An 18,870-nucleotide genomic window follows, 5' to 3' on the forward strand; every position below is an offset into this window, starting at 1 on the left:
CCTCTAGTTCATAGTTCCCAGTTTCAGGAGTAGGAAAAAGCATTTATATGGGTCGCACCCCTACATTAACCTTCGATCGTGGCACATTAATTTTGCATCCACCACCTCGCGGTAAAAGCTGGATGGATTTTGCAACGTGGGATGACAGGGTAGAAAAATTTCGGATTCCCGCAATTCAATACCGTCCTTTGGTAGAAGCGCTACAAGCTGAAGATACGAGTTTTATTGACGAGGCTAAAGAGTTTTACCCCATAGAGTTGAATTCTAGTCTGGAAATGGAGCCTTATCCCCACCAAAGCGAGGCGCTAGCTGCTTGGAAGTTGGCGGGAAGACAGGGGGTAGTGGTATTACCAACAGCAGCTGGAAAGACTTATTTGGCGCAAATGGCAATGCAATCAACGCCTCGTACAACTTTGATTGTTGTCCCGACTCTGGATTTAATGCACCAGTGGTACGCTCATTTGAAAGCGGCGTTTCCCGATGCTGAGGTGGGATTGTTGGGAGGGGGTTCTCGCGATAAAACTCCTATCCTCGTGTCAACTTATGATAGTGCAGCTATTCATGCAGAATCGCTTGGGGATCGGTATGCTTTACTGATTTTTGATGAATGTCACCACTTACCAACAGATTTTAACCGGGTTATTGCTGAATATGCGATCGCACCCTATCGTTTGGGGTTATCTGCTACACCGGAACGGACGGATGGTAAGCATGCGGATTTAAATATTTTAATAGGTCCAGAAGTCTATCGTAAAAGGGCTGAGGAACTCGCGGGGAAAGCGTTAGCAGAACACGAAATTGTTCAAATTAAGGTCAAGCTTTCACAACAAGAACGGGAAAAATACAATCTACTGATTCAAACTCGCAATGATTTTTTAAAAGAAGCAAAGATTTCTTTGGGTAGCATACAAGGTTGGCAAAGATTTGTGCAAATGAGTGCTCGTTCTCAAGCAGGACGTAGGGCTATGTTAGCGCATCGCGAAGCTAAAGAAATTGCTTTGGGAACTGATGCGAAGTTGAGGATTTTGATAGATTTATTAACGCAACATTATCCGGAGCGAGTTTTGGTTTTTACTGCTGATAATGCGACGGTTTATAGAATTTCTCAGGAATTGTTGATTCCGTCAATTACTCATCAAACTCCTGTGAAAGAACGGCATGAAATATTAACAAAATTTCGTGAGGGGGTATATAGGACTTTGGTGGCTTCTCACGTGTTGAATGAGGGTGTGGATGTTCCTGCTGCTGCTGTTGCTATTATTTTATCGGGAACTGGTTCGGCAAGGGAGTATATTCAGCGTTTGGGAAGGGTTTTGAGAAGGGGTAAGGAGGGGAATAAGCAGGCGATTTTGTATGAGGTGGTGGCTGAGGATACGACTGAGGAGGGGACTTCGGCTAGGCGGCGAGGTGTTGAAAGAAAGCAGGGGAGCAGGGGAACAGAGGAGCAGGGGAAAGGGAATTTGCAGGTGGTTTATGGAAGTGGTGGGGGACAAAGTTATAAAGCGGCTGAACAGTTGGATTTGAATTATAAGATTGATAATAAACCGCACCCTGTAGCAGACGAACGCTGATGTAGGTTGAATAATTTGGGTTGGGAGGTAGGTTTTATGTTACCTGGTGATTTACTGAGTCACAGGCAAAATGGGGAGGAGATTGTTCCTAAAAGGTTGAAGGTTGATGATAAGACTTTGGGGATGGCGACGGAGTTGATTGGGTTTTTTCAGAAGGCGGTGAATAGTTCTCAGGGAGTGCTCGAGCGTCAGTTGTTGGAGTTTGAGGGCGATACTACGGATTATAAGGTCAAGCGTGGTTTGGCTTATATTTTGAAAAGCAGTTTCTGTACGTTTGAGGTGGTTAGTCCTTTGGAACCTCAAATGTTACGAGAAAAGGTGTTTGCTTTGGCGGCTAAGTCTGTTCCAAGTCGTGAATTGACGGAGGTGACTTTGCAAGCGGTTGCTGATGAGTTAACTCGCGAAGTTGGGCGGGAAGTGGTGTCGGAACAAGTTCGTAATGGGTTGTATGCCGATCTATCGGAAAATAAAATTTTGACTGCTTTTGATGCGCCTCAACCTGAGAGTTTGTTACACCGCTACAATTTGTCTCAGGTGCAGGGGATTTTTTATAAGGCAAGTCAATTAACAATTAATGCTCATCGCAATGTTCCAGGACAGTATAAGCTTTTATTTCGATATCTCAAATTGTTTCAATTAATGTCTTATATAGAGGGAGATGCTGACCACGGGTTTACAATTACAATTGATGGTCCTACAAGTTTGTTTACTTCCAGTACGCGGTATGGTTTGGCAATTGCTAAACTCATACCTGCTTTACTTCACGTTACAAAATGGAGTCTTTCTTCTACGCTTCAAGTTAGGGATGTTTACACAAATGCTTGGAAAACAGGGCGGTTTACTCTGAATTCTGATTGCGGTTTGGTAACGCATTATCCCCCAGGAAAGCCTTATGATAGTATGTTGGAACATTCTTTCGCTGACAAGTGGGATGCTTTAAAAACTGATTGGGTATTAGAGCGAGAAGTTGACTTGATTCCGATACCTGGAAGTGTTATGATTCCAGATTTTAGATTGGTTCATCCCGATGGACGCTCGTTTTTATTAGAGATTGTGGGATATTGGAGACCGGAATATTTACAAAAAAAGTTTGCACAAGTTCGTCGCGCACAGTCTCATAATTTGATTTTGGCTATTTCTGAGCGATTGAATTTGGAAAAGGCAGGTGTAAAATTGAATGATGTTCCTGCTCGTATTATTTGGTTTAAGGATAAATTGTTACCGAAATCTGTCTTGGCTGTACTGGAATCGTAGATAGCTAAAATCTTTAGATTGATTTTATGGGATTTACATTACTCCTATTACACAATTTTCAAATAAATGGAGTACAAAACTTGATTATGAAGATAAAAGTCGTATTAGAACCAAGTGATGAAGGCGGCTATACTGTCTATGTACCTTCTCTTCCAGGTTGCATTAGTGAAGGGGAAAGCATTGAAGAAGCATTAGATAATATACAGGAGGCAATAGAACTGTATTTGGAACCATCAGAGGATGAAATTAATGTTGCAGAAGGAGTTATTGTGAGAGAGTTAGCATTGTGAGCAAAGTTCCAAGCTTACCATATACTGAAATTATTGCTGCTTTACAAAGAGATGGGTGGCTTGTTGTGCGTCAACGTGGGAGTCACATCCGGTTAGAAAAACCCTTGTCAGAAGAAACTTTAAATTTAACAGTTCCCGCTCATCGACCAGTCAAGCGCACTACTTTAGCTAAGATTTTAAAACAGGCACGTATAAGCTTAGACGATTTCTTATATTTGTTGTAAAAGCAAATATTGAATTGCTAGTTTCTATTAAATCAGAAGTATGAGAAAAAATAAATTGACAACTTTATCTTTCATAGCAACTGCTATTGTATGGAATATTAATGCATCTTGTACCTTGGCACAGGAAATAAACCCTCGTATCAATAGGTTACAAGAAAGCAATCTATCAAACTCTTATAACAAGCAAGTCTACCCTACACGAAAACTAACGGCTGTATCAAGATCGGAAAATAGAAGAGATTGGTGGTTTTTTAAACCTAATGATATCTCATCGGAAGCTATGCGATCGCAAGGTTGTGTTCCAGCAAATATACCTGTAGGTTCTGACGAACCGGATTGGCGTTGTCCTCGCCAAAGTATTAGGGTAGAGGTTGATGGTGGAGATTCGCGCCAAGAAGCTGGTGATGTCGTTTCTGAGGAAGAATTACAAGCGGTGTCGGGACCGGATGCAAGAGGTTATTGGTTATTTTATAAACCTAATGATATATCAGCAGATGAAATGCGATCGCAAGGTTGTGTTCGCCTAAATTCTCCAGGACCAAATTGGAGTTGTCCTTCAAGAAGGCTTCGATGGGGAAGGGAAGATAGAAACTCAGACAGATATTCTCCTGAAGAGCGCTATGGTGAAGGTGACTCTTATAACGAAGATTATCCCGATGATTCCTATTATGAAGACACACCAGAAAACGATATAGTTTTACAAGCTGAATCAGAACCAGATGCAAGAGGTTACTGGTTATTCGACAAACCTAATGATATATCAGCAGAGGAAATGCGATCGCAAGGTTGTGTTCCCGTTAGGTCTAACAGACAAAATTGGCGTTGTTCTTCCCCAACTCTTCGGTTCGGTATTGAAGCAGAATCTCGATGAGTTTAAAATGGGAAACAAAAATATCAGTGGGTAAATTAGGAGCTGCAATTGCGATGACACAAGCCGTTCCAAAACTCTTGACCTTTGATGACTTCATTACCAAATATGGAGATAATGAACGTTACGAATTAATCGACGGAGAACTTATTGATATGGAACCAACGGGACCTCATGAAGAGGTATCTGCTTTTATCTTACGAAAAGTGAATGTTGAAATAGACAGGTTAAGTCTTGATTGGTTTACACCGACTCGTTGTTTAATAAAACCTCTAGGAACAACAACAGCTTTCCGTCCTGATGTTGTTGTCTTAGATAAAGCGGCGCTGAAGAATGAACTATTATGGCAAGATGAGCCTGTCATCACTTTAGGAACTTCCGTCAAACTCGTAGTAGAAGTCGTTAGCACTAACTGGCAAAATGATTATGCACGAAAAGTCGAAGACTACAGCGCAATAGGCATTCCAGAATACTGGATTGTAGACTATTTAGGCTTAGGAGGTCGAGATTATATTGGAAATCCAAAGCAGCCAACAGTATCGATTTATCAGTTGTCATCTGATGGAAATCGATACCAAAAACCTGCTCAATTTCGTGGTAGCGAGCGTATTATCTCACCTACTTTTCAAGAGTTGCAGTTAACAGCAGCACAAATTTTCGCTACTTACTAATTGATAATCTTCTCAGTAAGTTCACATATCATTATTGAAGCTTGATCTCCTTGTTTAAGTCAATATTATCAATAATTGGTAAAAAATATCCTAATTTCAATCCAAGTAAAATCCAATCTTCAAGTGTTGAGCGTAACTCACTTTCACATTCTTTTAATGTTGAACTAAAAGCTATAACCCCTGTACAAGACGGAATTTTACCAGCAAATGAGCCATCTTCCAGTTTGTCGTAAACTGCCTGTGCCAAAGCTTTGTCAACATAATCACTTAGGATAAACTGTACAGCCATTAAATTTCACACTCTCATATAGATAGAAGTTACCTTTTAACTCTATTTAAACATATATTAAATTTGAAATAAAAATGACCATACTTTTTATTACTAATTCTATCTGTTCCCCATTCTTTGCCAATACTCGGCAACCCTTTTTTCCCACTTCTCCCAATACTCTTGCATGACTTCTGGTTCAAACCAAAATATCTCAGCCTCTCTGTCCGGTATCGCCACAACTAACAAAGCACGATCTATCTTAATACCATATTCTCCATAGTAATCATTGACTGCTCCTAAATAAGCTGTGAGTTGCAATGGATACTCGTACAATCGCTCAATGGATTCTTTAGGCTTATCAGAGGTCTTCCACTCACAGATACAAGGTACGCCCTTGTAACTAGCAACACAATCTACTTTACCAGAATAGCTTTTGTTGTAGTGAAACACCGAACCTTCTACAAGTCTTACTGTATCAATTTCTTCTAACACGGGTTTGATACTTTCCCAATAAGGACGACTTGCTTCGGGACAATCAAAATTCTTTCCAAGCAAATAACGTTCAATTTGTTTGTGAGTTTGGGTTCCTCGACGGCTGGCAGTTGTGGATATACGAGTTGCTTCTTCCATCCCAACACGAAATTTCCAATTGTTGAGTTTATCGCGTTCCTCTTGCGGTTTTGTCACATTCAGTATAGTTGTCACGCTTGGAAAACGGTTTCCCAAAGCATCTACATAATATTGTTTGCCATTTTCCCGCACGCACTTTGCGTTAAGAGGTGGTAGAAGTTCAATATTAGAAGGCATTGTTAGTTTCCATTTGAGAGATTGTGTTGTATTTCATTTAAGGAAGGAATTAGCGCGTACCCAATACACTCTGCTAAACGAGGTGGTACAGCATTTCCAATTTGCCACATTGCTTTTTTCATGGAACCTGCAAAAAGAAATGTATCTGGAAATGTTTGCAATCTTGCCATTTCACGTGCTGAAATCACACGATTGAGATAGGGATGAATGTGTGTCCCCCCGTGATTTTCTTTGACTGTCATACTGGGTAACCCTGGATATTGACGCTTGAAAGCATCAACATATTTTGTGTATAAAGAACCTCCTGGGGGAACTCGAGCAATTCTTTCCATATATTCGGGAGAATGACGAGTCCACTCATGGTTAATTTCTGGTATGGGCGTGTATTCTGGCAAATCAGCAATTGCTGATTCAATAGGCTTATATTGGTGAGACGATAATTGTGCCTTTGGATAGGGGTTCATCATACCAAATCGATTGGCAATAAAGATGGCTCTTGGGCGGATTTGAGGAACTCCGTATGCTGCTGATTCTAAAATAGCTACAGATATGTGAGGATAACCGATATTAGTAAAAGCCTCAAAAATTTCTTTCCTGACAGCCCCGTTATTGATAGTTAAAATTCCTGGTACATTTTCCATAACAACATACCAAGGTTGGATTTCTGAAACAACCCGCACAAATTCACGAAACAACCGATTTCGAGGATCTTTGGAATCGCGTTTTCCCGCAACAGAAAACCCTTGACACGGTGGTCCGCCAACAACAATGTGGATTTCAGGTGAATTAATTTCAGATAACCATTGTTGTGACTCAAATTTTTCTATATCGCCACAAAAATGATGACAGTGGGGAAAGTTTATGTTGTGTGTTGCAGAAGCAATTTCATTCACTTCTACACTTGCTATTGGTCGAAAGCCAGCTCGAAAAAAACCTTGCGTCATCCCCCCCGCACCGCAGAACAAATCCACAAATCTGTAGTTATACGCTGGTAGTAATGGTGGCTCAAATTCAATAAATATCTTGTAGGAATCGCAATCTGACGTTTCTAGTTCTCTTTGGATACGTCCATAGCGTCCTAATTGAGCTTTTTTTTGCTTTTGTAAAGACTTGCAATCTTCTTGGTTAGAAAACAAAGACAACTGTATTATTTCCATTTTACTGGTTTGCGATCGCTTTCTACTGCTTGTAAAATATTATCGCTTTTTAAGCAGTGTACTTTACGCTCTGCTCCTTCCCAAGAGAGGATACGGTTATATAATAATACATTCTAAGGAACAACATATCGAAAGCCGACAGACGAGAGTCTATCGGCTATGGAACTTACGAGAGTCGTGACAAGTTGTGTTTGCCTTGTTAAAGTGAAAAAAGATATTGAGTATTAGATGCACCAGCTTATCAAATCCAAATTAGAGCGTAGATGTATATTTACCTCTCAAGAAGCTATGTCAAATTTGATAATTTCAAAAGATACGGTTGCTATCATGTGTTGATGAGGATTATGAAATGTTGTCAGAGGAACGGCGTCGGCGAGTTTTCAAAAAGCCTAGTGCGCTAATGCCTAATACTGCTACAGCTGTAGAAGGTTCTGGTACATTAGCAACGGAGCGAGCGTTTTTCTTACCAATATCAATGGCGAAAACGGTATCGTTATAGTCTTTGTCACCACCACCCCACAAGTCTTCAAAACCAAAGACAAGAAAGTCTTTGTAGTAATATGCCATAACGTGCTGTAAACCATCTGGGTTAAGAGCTTGATTTAAGCTCCATACACCTTCAACTCCATTATTGGAAATACCACCATTGATATTGTTGGCGCGTAACAAGAATTGAAAGACTCAGAGCCAGACTTTTTTAAGAAGTCTGGGATCTTGTTTCTCACGAATGATTTAGGAATGCTATATTTATGCAAGCATAGAAATTGGCAATGTCCACCAGTTTTCAGATTAAGAGACCATATCTTGTAGAACGCGAGTCCCCTGCTCGTTCGTGCAGGAGGACGCACTAAAACGCTCCGCAGTCGCCTTTCGGGTTAAGATTAAAAAAATATGTATTTCGATATACTGATTTTTCTGTAGCTAAGCTTACAATAGTAAAAAAACTGAATATCTTTACAATATCATCAGGCATCAAAGAATTGAAAATTGGGTGAAGACAATGAATACTGGAACGATCGCTGCTTTGACAGCTATGGTAGCAACTTTAGGTATATGGGGTGCAGCATACGGGCAATCTTCGCAAAAACTCGAATCCGAGCGAGAAAACTATACCATTAAAGGGGGATCTTTGACTAATATTGGGAATAGATCGGCTCAAAACGATTACTCAAGATTCTTTTCAGACACAAATGTGGGCACTTCAAGACCAAGGGTTCAAGCGGCTCCAACAGGTGTAGTTCCACTGAGCGATCGCGTTGAATTGCGTCAGAACGATCGGTTTAATTCCAATAACGCCATCATACCACAAGCAGGAAATCAACCATTTGATAATGGAAACGCCGTGGAAGTCCAAGTGACACCAGAGTAAAATCCTTGATTTCACGTAGCGTCGTTCAGCAAAAAGGTGACCAAAATTTTGGAAAACGTCAATCAGTCATCTAAGTCCCTTCAGATTGTAGGCGTTAGCCAGAAATCTGGAGGGATATTTAGTTTTAGAAATATATTGAGTTGCAATCGTTTTTTGAAGCAATGGATGATACTCTTTTTATTATGTTACGCAGGAAAACCTTTCGCGATCGTATTAACTAGTAGAAAAGTGCCATGTACTTACAGGCAATAGTTTGCTACTAGTGATAGAGGTTTCCTTCGCGGAATTTAACATAGAGGAGGGCAAAAAGTGACCCGTGTAATTATTGTGCGTCACGGTCAAAGCACGTACAACGCCGAAAAACGCATACAAGGACGTACAGATGCATCCAAGCTCACAGAACAAGGTCGTATCGATTCGAGTAAAGTGGGCAAAGCGCTTGCTAGTATCGTATTTAGCGCAATATACACTAGCCCCCTACAACGAGCCAAAGACACAGCAGAGACTATTCGTAAGGAATTTGCCAATCGTTCCGAACAATCTCCTGTTCCTCAAGCTTCTGAGAAGTTACTAGAAGTAGACCTTCCTTTATGGCAAGGAATGACAACTGCTGAAGTCAAAGAGAAATTTCCTGAAGAGTATCGTAGTTGGCATCAAACCCCGGATCGACTCCAAATGCCGATCCAAGATGGCGAAGAAACAAAAGAATTCTTTCCCGTCCTAGCTTTATACGAACAAGCACGTCAATTTTGGCAAGAGGTTTTACAGCGTCATCAAGGCGAAACGATTCTGATCGTCGGACATAATGGTATTAATCGTGCTTTGATTAGCACCGCACTTTCCATTTCTGCATCTCGCTACCATTCCATACAGCAATCCAACTGCAATATCACTGTCCTTAATTTCTCTGGAGGCTTGGGAGAATCCGTCCAACTAGAATCCCTCAATCAAACCCAACATCTTGGAGAAATCCTCCCCTCCTTAAGACCCAATCATCAGGGGATACGATTATTATTAGTGCGACATGGAGAAACAGAGTGGAACCGCCAAACAAGATTTCAAGGTCAAATTGATGTTCCTTTGAACGACAACGGCAGACAGCAAGCACACAAAGCCGCCCAATTTCTCAAAGATGTTGCCATTGATTTTGCCGTAAGTAGTTCAATGTTGCGTCCGAAAGAAACAGCCGAAATTATTTTGTCATCCCATCCCAATCTGGAAATGCAACTATATGATGGTTTGAGAGAAATCAGCCACGGGCTGTGGGAAGGCAAGTTAGAAAAAGAAATCGACGAAGAGTTTCCTGGCGAGTTACATCGTTGGCGTACAACACCAGCCCAAGTGCAAATGCCAGAAGGAGAGACTTTGCAGCAAGTTTGGGATCGTGCTGTTGTTGCATGGCAATCTATTGTAGAAACAGCATTGGCAAAGGGTTTCAAAACGGGATTAGTGGTTGCTCACGATGCGACTAATAAAACTTTGCTCTGTCATATTCTCGGTTTGTCATCAGAACAATTCTGGAATTTCCGTCAAGGAAATGGAGCCGTTAGCGTTATCGATTACCCCTTTGGGGCAAATGGTTTGCCAGTACTACAAGCAATGAACATCACCACTCATTTAGGTGGAGGCGTATTGGACAAAACAGCAGCAGGAGCATTGTAGCATAGCATATTTAGCAGAGTGTCAAAAAACTGTACACTTGTACAGAGCTGATATTTGAATAAATGCAAGCTGATAGCTAATAGCTAATAGCTAATAGGTAAAATGACAAGCGAACTGCTACAACAAGTAAGGGTTATTGACCCTGTTTCTGGGATTGACCGCGTTACTGATGTGCTGATAAACGATGGCTTAATTGGATCTGTTGCCGATAACATTTCTGATTTGCCAAAGGACACCCACATCAGAAATTGTCATGGTTTAGTTCTGGGACCGGGATTGGTGGATTTATACAGTCACTCTGGGGAACCTGGGTTTGAAGAACGAGAAAATCTTCTTTCTCTCATGCAAGCTGCCTCTGCTGGGGGTTTTACAAGAATTAATCTATTACCCGATACATCCCCAGCTATTGATGACCCGTCTGTTGTGGCACAGTTGTTGCAGAAAAGCAAAAAACACAGAGAGAGTTCCCCTGTTCCTCACTCCCTCCTACCTCTTGTTAACGTCTGGGGTGCAATAACTGAGAAAGTAGCTGGCAAGCAAATGACTGAATTGGCAGATTTAGCAGCCACCGGGGTAGTTGGTTTTACAGATGGTCAACCTTGGGAAAATTTTGCCTTGGTGCGACGAGTTTTGGAATATCTCCAACCGTTAGGGAAGCCAGTGGCGTTTTACTGCTGCCATCCCGAGTTGAAGGGGAATGGAGTTGTGCGGGAAGGTTTAGATGCTATCAGATTGGGGTTGCCTTTTATACCTGTAAGCGCTGAAACTTCTGCCATTGCTGCTTTGTTAGAATTAGCTGCTCCTATAGGTGTGCCTATACATATTATGCGTGTTTCTACGGCTCGTAGTGTCGATTTAATTGCTTCTACAAAAGCAAGTGGCTTACCTGTGACTGCTAGTACAACTTGGATGCATCTTTTATTGGATACAAAAGCAGTGAAAAGTTACGATCCGAGTCTGCGATTGGAACCACCTTTGGGAAATTATCAAGATTTAGTGGCGTTGCGGCAAGCAGTCAAAACAGGTACGATTGATGCGATCGCAATTGACCACTCGCCCTACACCTATGAGGAAAAAACCGTTTCCTTTGCTGAAGCCCCACCAGGTGCAATTGGTTTTGAGTTAGCGTTACCTTTTCTGTGGCAGTATCTCGTAGAGAGTGGGGAATGGACGGCTTTAGAATTGTGGAGAGCTTTAAGTACTCGTCCTGCAGAGTGCTTGCATCAGAAACCTAGTGCGATCGCACCAGGGGAACGAGTAGAAATGATTCTATTCGATCCCCAAGAAAGCTGGAAGGTCGAAAAGAAAAATCTTTACACCCTGTCAACTAATACGCCTTGGTTGGGTCAACAAATTCAAGGTCGGGTTTTAGAAACAGTGAACAGTGACCAGTAACCAGTGACCGGATGTATGTTAAGTATTATCACTTACTTATTTGTACAGAAAATTTTTTCAAAAATTAACAATACTAAAGTACCAAAACATAGTAAGATTCACAGAAAAGGGACGCATCCAAGTCCTACCTAGGATACGCCCCTTTAAAAAATAAAATTAACAAAATTCTGGAGTAATCTTAGCATGAACAACATCCCAGAAACAGCTCAGTGTGCGGATTTTTCACAAACGATCGCAGAAAAATTTTATGATTTTGTTCAGTTGGCAGTTATAAAGGGGCAAAACCCTGTAGAAGAGGTTATCGACGAGCTTCATTACTGCGGCTGCCATAATCTGGTCGGAATTGCTCAAATGGGTCAATTTTTGAATTTTCTTAAAGACCGACTCAAGCCGAAGCAATATGAAGAAGCATTAGCATCCACTCTTGGATGGGCATCGGGTCTTGCTACTAGAATTTTGAAATTAGCGCCCGTGCTTGGCGAGTTTACTTTGAAGCAACTGGAAGAAATTGAGAGCAATCTCGATCTGCAAGTACTTTACAAACTAGCAGCAGGAAGAGTACAGATAGAAGTCATCCGTGAAACTCTTCTCAAAGCCTGTAGCGCAAGAGTTTCCAAAAAGGATATTCCAAAGCAACCAAGAAAAAAACCCACGCCTTGGAGATACGTAGGTAATGGTCGAGAGTATCAGCTACCGAGAATTTCAGAGAGATTCGGTATGTTTGTTGAACAGTTATTGCAAGAAACATTTATACCGCGACGATTGCTGATTGAGCAGGCAATTGAAGCAATCATGGACGATCGGCAAAAGGCTCAATTGGAAGTTATGGAATATATTGAATCGCAATTCCAAGAAAATCAGTCTTATGCTTTTTAAAGCTTGCTCGAACTTGGTGTTAAAAGATGAAGTTAGTTGAGTTAAGAACCAAAACCCAACCTATAGGAAAATACTGATATATCTAGCAGAATACGGTATTAACTTTGCTTAACTCAAACCAAGTGCGATTGCCAATAACACCATCTACAGGCAATCCAGTACGAGTTTGTAAGGATTTTACAGCAGTTTCTGTTTGACTACCAAAGTCACCATCAATCGCACCGTTGTAATCACCAGCGAGTGCCAGTCTTTCTTGTGCTTGCTTAACAACTTCGCCCTTGCTACCTTTTTTGAGAACAGGCATATCAACAGGCGCACCTGTGAAAAGTGCTTGCCAAGTTTTGTTACCAACAACTCCATCTTGTGTCAGAAAAACTTTGCTCTGAAAAAGAATGACTGCATTTTTTGTCTTAGCACCAAATACGCCGTCAATAACTTCTTCACCAGGAAATACACAAGCACCATCAGGACCAAGGAATACAAAAGCACCGTATTGTAATAACAGTTTTTGTAGTTCTTTTACAGCCTCACCTTTAGAACCTTCTTGAAGAACGGGCTTATTAAGTTGAGCAGAAGCAGTGACTTGATTAACCATCAATTTTATTCCTTTGTTTGTTTGTATCCTTAGAATCACCGATCGATTCATCGATTTCGGAAACATAACTCTGAAGAAAGTCTTAAGACTATAGCGATTGTATTTGCTTTTTGAAATATACGTAGTAGGGTGGGCAATGCCCACCCTACTACCGCGTCCACCTTAAAATGGTCGGTGAAGACAGCAGGGGGAGCAGGGGTGCAGGGGCGCTCTTGAGAAAGAATCTAGACTCATTGACCGATTAATTTCTACCCACCAATTAAGCCTAGATGCACTACTACTAGTAAAACGGGCGAGACGCCCGTTCCACAAGACAATCTTCCACAAGACAATCTTCCACAAGACAATCTTCCACAAGACAATCTTCCACAAGACAATCTTCCACAAGACAATTATTTAATGTGTTGCAGCTACGTGAAAACTGCTATAAAACTTTTAATAACTCTTCTGTTTGGCGGGGTTGAACCAGTGTATTCGCGCACAGAATACCGGAAGCCGCTACAGCTGGTACGCCAATTCCAGGCATAGTACTATCACCTACCCGATACAAACCCTGTATTGGTGTTTGTACTCCTGGAAACATCCCTTTACCCGCCTTAATTGCGGGACCGTAAGTTCCGCGATACCTTCGCAAATAATGAGCGTGAGTTAAAGGTGTTCCAATAAGTTCTAACACCACACGTTCCCGAATATCTGGGATAATTCGTTCTAAGGCTCGGTATAAAGTTTGTGCTTTTGAGTGCTTTTTCTCTTCGTAATCGTCATTCCGTTCCCACCCTGTAAAAGGTTCCAAAGTATAGGCGTGAACCACATGATGACATAAAGGTGCTAATGTTGCATCCCACACGCTAGGAATGGATATCATGCAGGTGTTTCCGGGTTCTGCGATATCTTTGTCACTATTATGAACAACGACATGATGCCCTGTTAAATTTTCTAGATCGCGATCGCGAATGCCCAAATGCAAGTGCATGAAACTGTCAACAGCAGGTGTATCTAAAGCTGTTTTACAAAAGGAAGAAGGCAAATCTTCGGGTTGCAGCAGATGGGTGTATGTATCCCAAAGACTAGCGTTGGAAATAACCACAGGTGCTTTTAGAGTTTGACCGTTTTTCAAGCGCACCCCAGTAACTCTACGCAGAGACTGACTATGGCGCATCTTATCTTTCGTCCTATCGTAGGTTGTGCCATGACTCATCTCTACAAGAATTTGCTCGACATGATGACCTAACAATAATTCACCGCCCCAACGTTTGAGTCCTCGAACCAAAGCCTTGACAATTGCGTCACTTCCACCTAGTGGATACTCTACATTAGTTTGGGAACGTTCGCCCAACATAAAAGCTACTTCAGGGGCAATAGTGCCATGTGCTTTTAAACCGGATAACAGAAAACATTCTAAATCGATGAGTTGCCTTACCCAAGGATCTTTTACTGTTCCATCCATTACATTACCAACAGAAGATTGCACGAGCTGCAAGTTAGGTAACATTTTGAATAAAGATGGTAAGTACTGCCCAACCAACACGGGTATTAATTGCCAATCAGCCCTTAAAGCCAAAGAAGGAATACCCTTCATTGCCTCGTATAGAGGTAACAACCGGTCTGCAAACTGCTTCCACTCTTTAGCACCTTGGGGTGTTGTCTTGGCTATTTCTTCAAAATAACGTTCCGCATTGCTATAGACCGGAAAAGAAATATTTGGCAAGTGATAATGACCAAGGGGGTCATAAGCTACAGTTTGTAAAGATTCGCCCAAAGCGTCTAAAACCTGTTTTACAGGATTTAAACTTTTGGCACCAGTCAGACCACAATAGAATGAAGGACCGGAATCAAATTCAAACCCCCGTCGTTTAAAGCTGTGTGCAGCGCCTCCCGCTACTGTATGGCTTTCACAAACAACGACCCGTTTACCATAACGAGCAAGTAATGCAGCAGCAGTTAACCCGCCAATACCACTTCCAATGACTATGACATCAAGATTGTCCATTTTTGTTATTTTGTCATTTGTCATTTGTTATTTGTCATTTGTTCAATAGTAAACGACCAATGACTAAAATACTTAATTATTATGCGTCCTTTGTTCAATAGTGAACCACCAATGACCAATGACCAATGACTAATGACCAATGACTAATCCCCAATCCCCATGGCCCCTTATCCCCAGAAGGGGTCCCGAGTTCCCCAATCCCCAATCCCCAATGACCCAAGCATTAATTGAACTAAAAGGCATCTCTAAATCTTTTGGTAGCAATAAAGTATTAGATAATGTAGATTTGACGCTCGCTCGAGGAGAGGCACTAGGGATTATAGGTCCTAGCGGTACTGGTAAGTCAACAATTTTACGAGTTATTGCTGGGTTACTTTCTCCTGATGAAGGAGAGATTTACATAAAAGGAGAACGGCGAGAGGGTTTGATTGAAGATGGCACAGATCCAGTTGGTATTGGTATGGTATTTCAACAAGCGGCATTGTTTGATTCTTTAACTGTTGAGGAGAATGTAGGTTTTTTACTCTACCAACACTCAAAACTACCTCGTCAACGGGTTCGAGAACTGGTTAATGAAAAATTAGAAATGGTTGGGTTGGGGGGAATAGGCGATCGCTTTCCTGCTGAACTTTCTGGTGGTATGCGAAAACGGGTTAGTTTCGCTCGTGCTATCATGTCTAATCCCGATAACCCTAAAGACTCTCCAGAGGTTTTGCTGTACGATGAACCAACCGCCGGACTAGATCCCATTGCTTCTACGGTGATAGAAGATTTAATCCGGCATTTACAATCGACACAAGGCGTTTGTGGCACTTACGCTATAGTAACTCACCAAGAAAGCACTATTCGTCGCACGGCTGATAAACTGGTGTTTCTTTATCAGGGAAAAGTGCAATGGCAAGGTACAGTGAATGAATTGGATAAAACAGACCATCCCTTGATTAGACAATTTATGAGCGGGAGTGTCAATGGACCAATTCAGGTTATCGGATAGAACGATGCGTGAATTTTATATTTTGGATTGAAGACAAATCTAAAAAATTTTGGATGCGTGGATGCGTGGATGCGTGGATTAAATCTAAAATCTAAAATCTAAAATAATAGAGAGGAGAATTGATATGCGATCGCGGACATTTCGAGAAGGCTCTGTCGGACTATTACTTTTACTAGGATTGGGAGTATTTGGTCTAATTTTTGCATGGTTAAATAGAGTGAATGCTGGGCGCAATTCCTATAAAGCTATTGTAGAATTTGCTAATGCCGGAGGAATGCAGAAAGGAGCGGTTGTCAGGTATCGCGGTGTTAAAGTAGGTAGAATTGCCGACATCAGACCCGGACCGAATAATGTTGAAGTTGAAATCGAAATTAGCGATCCCAACCTCATTATTCCTAGTGATGTAAAAGTTGAAGCCAATCAATCCGGGTTGATTAGTGAAAGCATTGTTGATATTACACCAAGAACAAAGTTAATCCCATCTGGTAATGTTGCTAAACCATTGGATAAAAATTGCAATCCCCAAATTATTGTCTGTAATACTTCTCGGTTAAAAGGTCAAATTGGTATCAGTCTTGACGAACTTATTCGCACAACGACAGAGTTAGCAACTCTGTACACTAATCCACAATTTTATAAAAATGTTAATAAAGCTGTGGAAAACACTGCAGTGGCAGCAGAAAGTGTTGCTCAGTTAAGTCGCAATCTTAATGGTTTAAGCAAAAGCTTACAACAACAAGTTAATGGCATTTCTGAAACAACAGATACAATTCAACAAGCCACAACTCAACTAACGTCATCGACTACTAGAACTTTAGATCGACTTAGTACATCTACGACCCAAACCTTAGATCGAATTGGTGAAACGGCAGGGCAGTTTAGTGGTACAGCTACTCAATTTAGTGTAACTGCTAAGGAAATTCGTTTCACAGCAAATCAAGCTAATAAATTGATTAATAACCTTGATACTGCACTCGGAGAAAACCGCTCTTCACTGGTTGCTGCCTTAAATAATATTACTGAGACTAGTAATGCATTGCGTCAAACAGTCAGCAGTTTGTCACCTACGGTCAATCGCGTGACACAAGGTCAATTACTGCAAAATCTAGAAACTCTCTCAGCCAACGCCGCACAAGCTTCTGCCAACTTGCGGGATGTTACCAATTCTCTCAACAATTCCAGCAACTTATTAGTGCTGCAACAAACTCTAGATTCTGCACGGGTAACGTTTGAGAATACCCAGAAAATTACATCTGATTTGGACGAATTGACGGGAGATCCAGCGTTTCGACAAAATCTTCGACAACTTGTTAATGGTTTGAGTGGCTTAGTGTCTTCCACACAGCAAATGCAGCAGGATGTACGGGTTGCAACTACTTTAGACTCAATCAAAACTGCTGTTTACAATTCAAAGATGACAACGCCCTCCACAACTACAAAGCCACCACAGATAACATTTAATATTCCATTAGATAGCGATCGCAACCTCATTAAAACTTCTCTACCAACATCAATAACCTTTACGACTGAGACTCCAAGGACAAATCAGCAGCAAATCGTCATTAATGATGTTGTACCTCCGGTCATTAAAAGCGATAAACAACCTTCGCAACCCCCCAAAGAAACCCAACAACCCGAATCAGCAACCACTTCTACCAATTCCCCTTCATCCCAAGAAAATCTTTTAAAACAACTTAGACAGCATCGAGAGACAAGAGGGGACTAGGGACTAGGGACTAGGGATTAGAAGTAAGTTATTCCCTAGTCCCCAATCCCCAATCCCTAGTTCCAATCTTCCTCTTCCCGTTTGCCACGACTCTTGTAGATTCCCCCAAGATTATGAAGCTGGCGAGTTTTCTCAAACAATTGTTCCTCAGTAAGACTCCATTGCTGTAAAATCTGGTTGAGATCCCGTTGAATGTCTTTTGCACCAGGAAAACCTTGATAGCGAATTCGCAATCTTGCTAATTCTGCTAAATTATAATCAGTTACTTCTTGAGTTAGTAAAGTATCAACGATGGGGCGATCGCGATTGTATAGAGGATGCTGTTGCTCTTTGTTTCCTGCACTCATAGAAATTATGAATGATAAATTATGAATGATGAATGATTTTTCATAATTTATCATTCATGATTCATAATTTCTACGGCTAATACACCTTAACTCTTACGGGTCTCACTACTGTCAGTCACCTTAAAATAAAGATACATTGTCATTAAGTAAAGTAAACAAATGTTCAGGTGAGGGTGAGTCACATCACCCGAAGCCCAAGCAGCAAGGGAGCAAGTACCCGCTATGTTTGAACACTTCACATCTGAAGCTATAAAAGTCATTATGCTAGCCCAGGAAGAGGCTCGTCGCCTGGGGCACAATTTTGTAGGCACTGAGCAAATTCTCTTGGGTTTGATTGGCGAAGGAACAGGGGTTGCTGCCAAAGTGCTGATTGACTTGGGCGTTACTCTCAAAGACGCACGTCGCGAAGTAGAAAGAATTATTGGTCGGGGTTCTGGCTTTGTCCCCCCGGAAATTCCTTTCACTCCCAAGGTGAAAAGTCTGTTTGAGCAAGCGTTTAAGGAAGCTCGCAGTCTGGGACAAAATTATATCAGTACCGAACACTTACTGTTAGGTTTAACTGAGGCTGGTGAAGGAGTCGCCGCTAAAGTTCTACAAAATCTCGGACTAGATCTATCTCAAGTCCGCACAGCAGTTATTCGCAATTTGGGCGAAGCTACATCGGTGGCTGGAGGTCGCGGCGGTAGCAGTAACGGTCAACGGCGCAACCAGTCTCTCACTTTAGAAGAATTTGGTAAAAATCTGACTAAGCTAGCCACCGAAGGTAAGCTAGACCCTGTTGTTGGTCGTGAGAAAGAAATTGA

20 protein-coding genes are annotated in these 18,870 nt (G+C 41.5%); 13 read left to right on the plus strand and 7 right to left on the minus strand.

Annotation, left to right across the window (positions count from 1 at the left end):
- Positions 1-47 precede the first annotated feature (47 nt).
- From ACKTT2_RS51135 to ACKTT2_RS51160, 6 genes are all read left to right on the plus strand, one after another.
- Complete coding sequence (locus tag ACKTT2_RS51135) at positions 48-1,571, plus strand: DEAD/DEAH box helicase family protein (protein ID WP_407900795.1); 1,524 nt, start codon at positions 48-50, stop codon at positions 1,569-1,571.
- 36 nt (positions 1,572-1,607) lie between these two features.
- Positions 1,608-2,825: a DUF790 family protein gene (locus ACKTT2_RS51140; protein WP_407900796.1), complete on the plus strand. Its 1,218-nt coding sequence runs from the start codon at positions 1,608-1,610 to the stop codon at positions 2,823-2,825.
- Between the two features lie 86 nt (positions 2,826-2,911).
- Entirely contained in the window at positions 2,912-3,115 is a 204-nt protein-coding gene (locus tag ACKTT2_RS51145; protein WP_407900797.1) for a type II toxin-antitoxin system HicB family antitoxin, read from the plus strand.
- Complete coding sequence (locus ACKTT2_RS51150; protein WP_407900798.1) at positions 3,112-3,339, plus strand: type II toxin-antitoxin system HicA family toxin; 228 nt, start codon at positions 3,112-3,114, stop codon at positions 3,337-3,339. Before ACKTT2_RS51145 ends, ACKTT2_RS51150 begins: the two co-directional genes overlap by 4 nt.
- A 40-nt stretch (positions 3,340-3,379) precedes the next feature.
- Entirely contained in the window at positions 3,380-4,210 is an 831-nt protein-coding gene (locus ACKTT2_RS51155; protein WP_407900799.1) for a hypothetical protein, read from the plus strand.
- A gap of 53 nt (positions 4,211-4,263) precedes the next feature.
- Positions 4,264-4,878 (plus strand): Uma2 family endonuclease, encoded by a 615-nt coding sequence (locus tag ACKTT2_RS51160; protein ID WP_407900822.1) that lies wholly within the window; start codon positions 4,264-4,266, stop codon positions 4,876-4,878.
- 31 nt (positions 4,879-4,909) lie between these two features.
- Here ACKTT2_RS51160 and ACKTT2_RS51165 read toward each other — a convergent pair whose 3' ends face one another.
- The 4 genes from ACKTT2_RS51165 to ACKTT2_RS51180 form a co-directional block, all read right to left on the minus strand.
- On the minus strand, positions 4,910-5,167 hold the full coding sequence (locus tag ACKTT2_RS51165; protein WP_407900800.1) for a type II toxin-antitoxin system HicB family antitoxin: 258 nt from the start codon (positions 5,165-5,167) through the stop codon (positions 4,910-4,912).
- Positions 5,168-5,266: 99 nt separating this feature from the next.
- Entirely contained in the window at positions 5,267-5,956 is a 690-nt protein-coding gene (locus ACKTT2_RS51170) for a PD-(D/E)XK nuclease family protein (RefSeq protein WP_407900801.1), read from the minus strand.
- 2 nt (positions 5,957-5,958) lie between these two features.
- Positions 5,959-7,113: a DNA cytosine methyltransferase gene (locus ACKTT2_RS51175; protein ID WP_407900802.1), complete on the minus strand. Its 1,155-nt coding sequence runs from the start codon at positions 7,111-7,113 to the stop codon at positions 5,959-5,961.
- Between the two features lie 342 nt (positions 7,114-7,455).
- Positions 7,456-7,782 carry a DUF4114 domain-containing protein gene (locus tag ACKTT2_RS51180; protein WP_407900803.1) on the minus strand — a complete coding sequence of 109 codons (327 nt, stop codon included), beginning with the start codon at positions 7,780-7,782 and terminating at the stop codon, positions 7,456-7,458.
- A 331-nt stretch (positions 7,783-8,113) separates the two neighbouring features.
- Here ACKTT2_RS51180 and ACKTT2_RS51185 point away from each other — a divergent pair, with 331 nt between their 5' ends.
- The 4 genes from ACKTT2_RS51185 (at position 8,114) to ACKTT2_RS51200 (ending at position 12,415) form a co-directional block, all read left to right on the plus strand.
- Complete coding sequence (locus ACKTT2_RS51185; protein WP_407900804.1) at positions 8,114-8,482, plus strand: hypothetical protein; 369 nt, start codon at positions 8,114-8,116, stop codon at positions 8,480-8,482.
- Between the two features lie 309 nt (positions 8,483-8,791).
- Positions 8,792-10,144 (plus strand): histidine phosphatase family protein, encoded by a 1,353-nt coding sequence (locus ACKTT2_RS51190; protein WP_407900805.1) that lies wholly within the window; start codon positions 8,792-8,794, stop codon positions 10,142-10,144.
- 102 nt (positions 10,145-10,246) lie between these two features.
- Positions 10,247-11,539 (plus strand): dihydroorotase, encoded by a 1,293-nt coding sequence (locus ACKTT2_RS51195; RefSeq protein WP_407900806.1) that lies wholly within the window; start codon positions 10,247-10,249, stop codon positions 11,537-11,539.
- A 183-nt stretch (positions 11,540-11,722) separates the two neighbouring features.
- Positions 11,723-12,415: a hypothetical protein gene (locus tag ACKTT2_RS51200; protein WP_407900807.1), complete on the plus strand. Its 693-nt coding sequence runs from the start codon at positions 11,723-11,725 to the stop codon at positions 12,413-12,415.
- Between the two features lie 82 nt (positions 12,416-12,497).
- Here ACKTT2_RS51200 and ACKTT2_RS51205 read toward each other — a convergent pair whose 3' ends face one another.
- Positions 12,498-13,010, minus strand: coding sequence for a peptidoglycan-binding domain-containing protein (locus ACKTT2_RS51205; protein WP_407900808.1), 513 nt, complete (start codon positions 13,008-13,010; stop codon positions 12,498-12,500).
- 424 nt (positions 13,011-13,434) lie between these two features.
- Positions 13,435-15,000 (minus strand): phytoene desaturase family protein, encoded by a 1,566-nt coding sequence (locus ACKTT2_RS51210; RefSeq protein WP_407900823.1) that lies wholly within the window; start codon positions 14,998-15,000, stop codon positions 13,435-13,437.
- A gap of 211 nt (positions 15,001-15,211) precedes the next feature.
- Here ACKTT2_RS51210 and ACKTT2_RS51215 point away from each other — a divergent pair, with 211 nt between their 5' ends.
- Together ACKTT2_RS51215 and ACKTT2_RS51220 are read left to right on the plus strand one after the other, a co-directional pair.
- A complete protein-coding gene (locus ACKTT2_RS51215) occupies positions 15,212-15,994 on the plus strand; it encodes an ABC transporter ATP-binding protein (RefSeq protein WP_407900809.1) in 783 nt (260 codons plus the stop codon).
- A 124-nt stretch (positions 15,995-16,118) separates the two neighbouring features.
- Complete coding sequence (locus ACKTT2_RS51220) at positions 16,119-17,720, plus strand: MlaD family protein (protein ID WP_407900810.1); 1,602 nt, start codon at positions 16,119-16,121, stop codon at positions 17,718-17,720.
- Between the two features lie 56 nt (positions 17,721-17,776).
- Here ACKTT2_RS51220 and ACKTT2_RS51225 read toward each other — a convergent pair whose 3' ends face one another.
- On the minus strand, positions 17,777-18,067 hold the full coding sequence (locus tag ACKTT2_RS51225) for a DUF3288 family protein (protein WP_407900811.1): 291 nt from the start codon (positions 18,065-18,067) through the stop codon (positions 17,777-17,779).
- Positions 18,068-18,289: 222 nt separating this feature from the next.
- On the opposite strand from ACKTT2_RS51225, the gene ACKTT2_RS51230 reads away from it, so the two are divergent.
- Positions 18,290-18,870 (plus strand): Clp protease N-terminal domain-containing protein (locus ACKTT2_RS51230; RefSeq protein ID WP_407900812.1); only part of this gene is annotated, 581 nt, incomplete at its 3' end.

The organism is Scytonema hankhaensis NUACC26 (assembly GCF_045865695.1).
In the GTDB taxonomy this organism is placed as follows: Bacteria; Cyanobacteriota; Cyanobacteriia; order Cyanobacteriales; family Nostocaceae; genus Scytonema.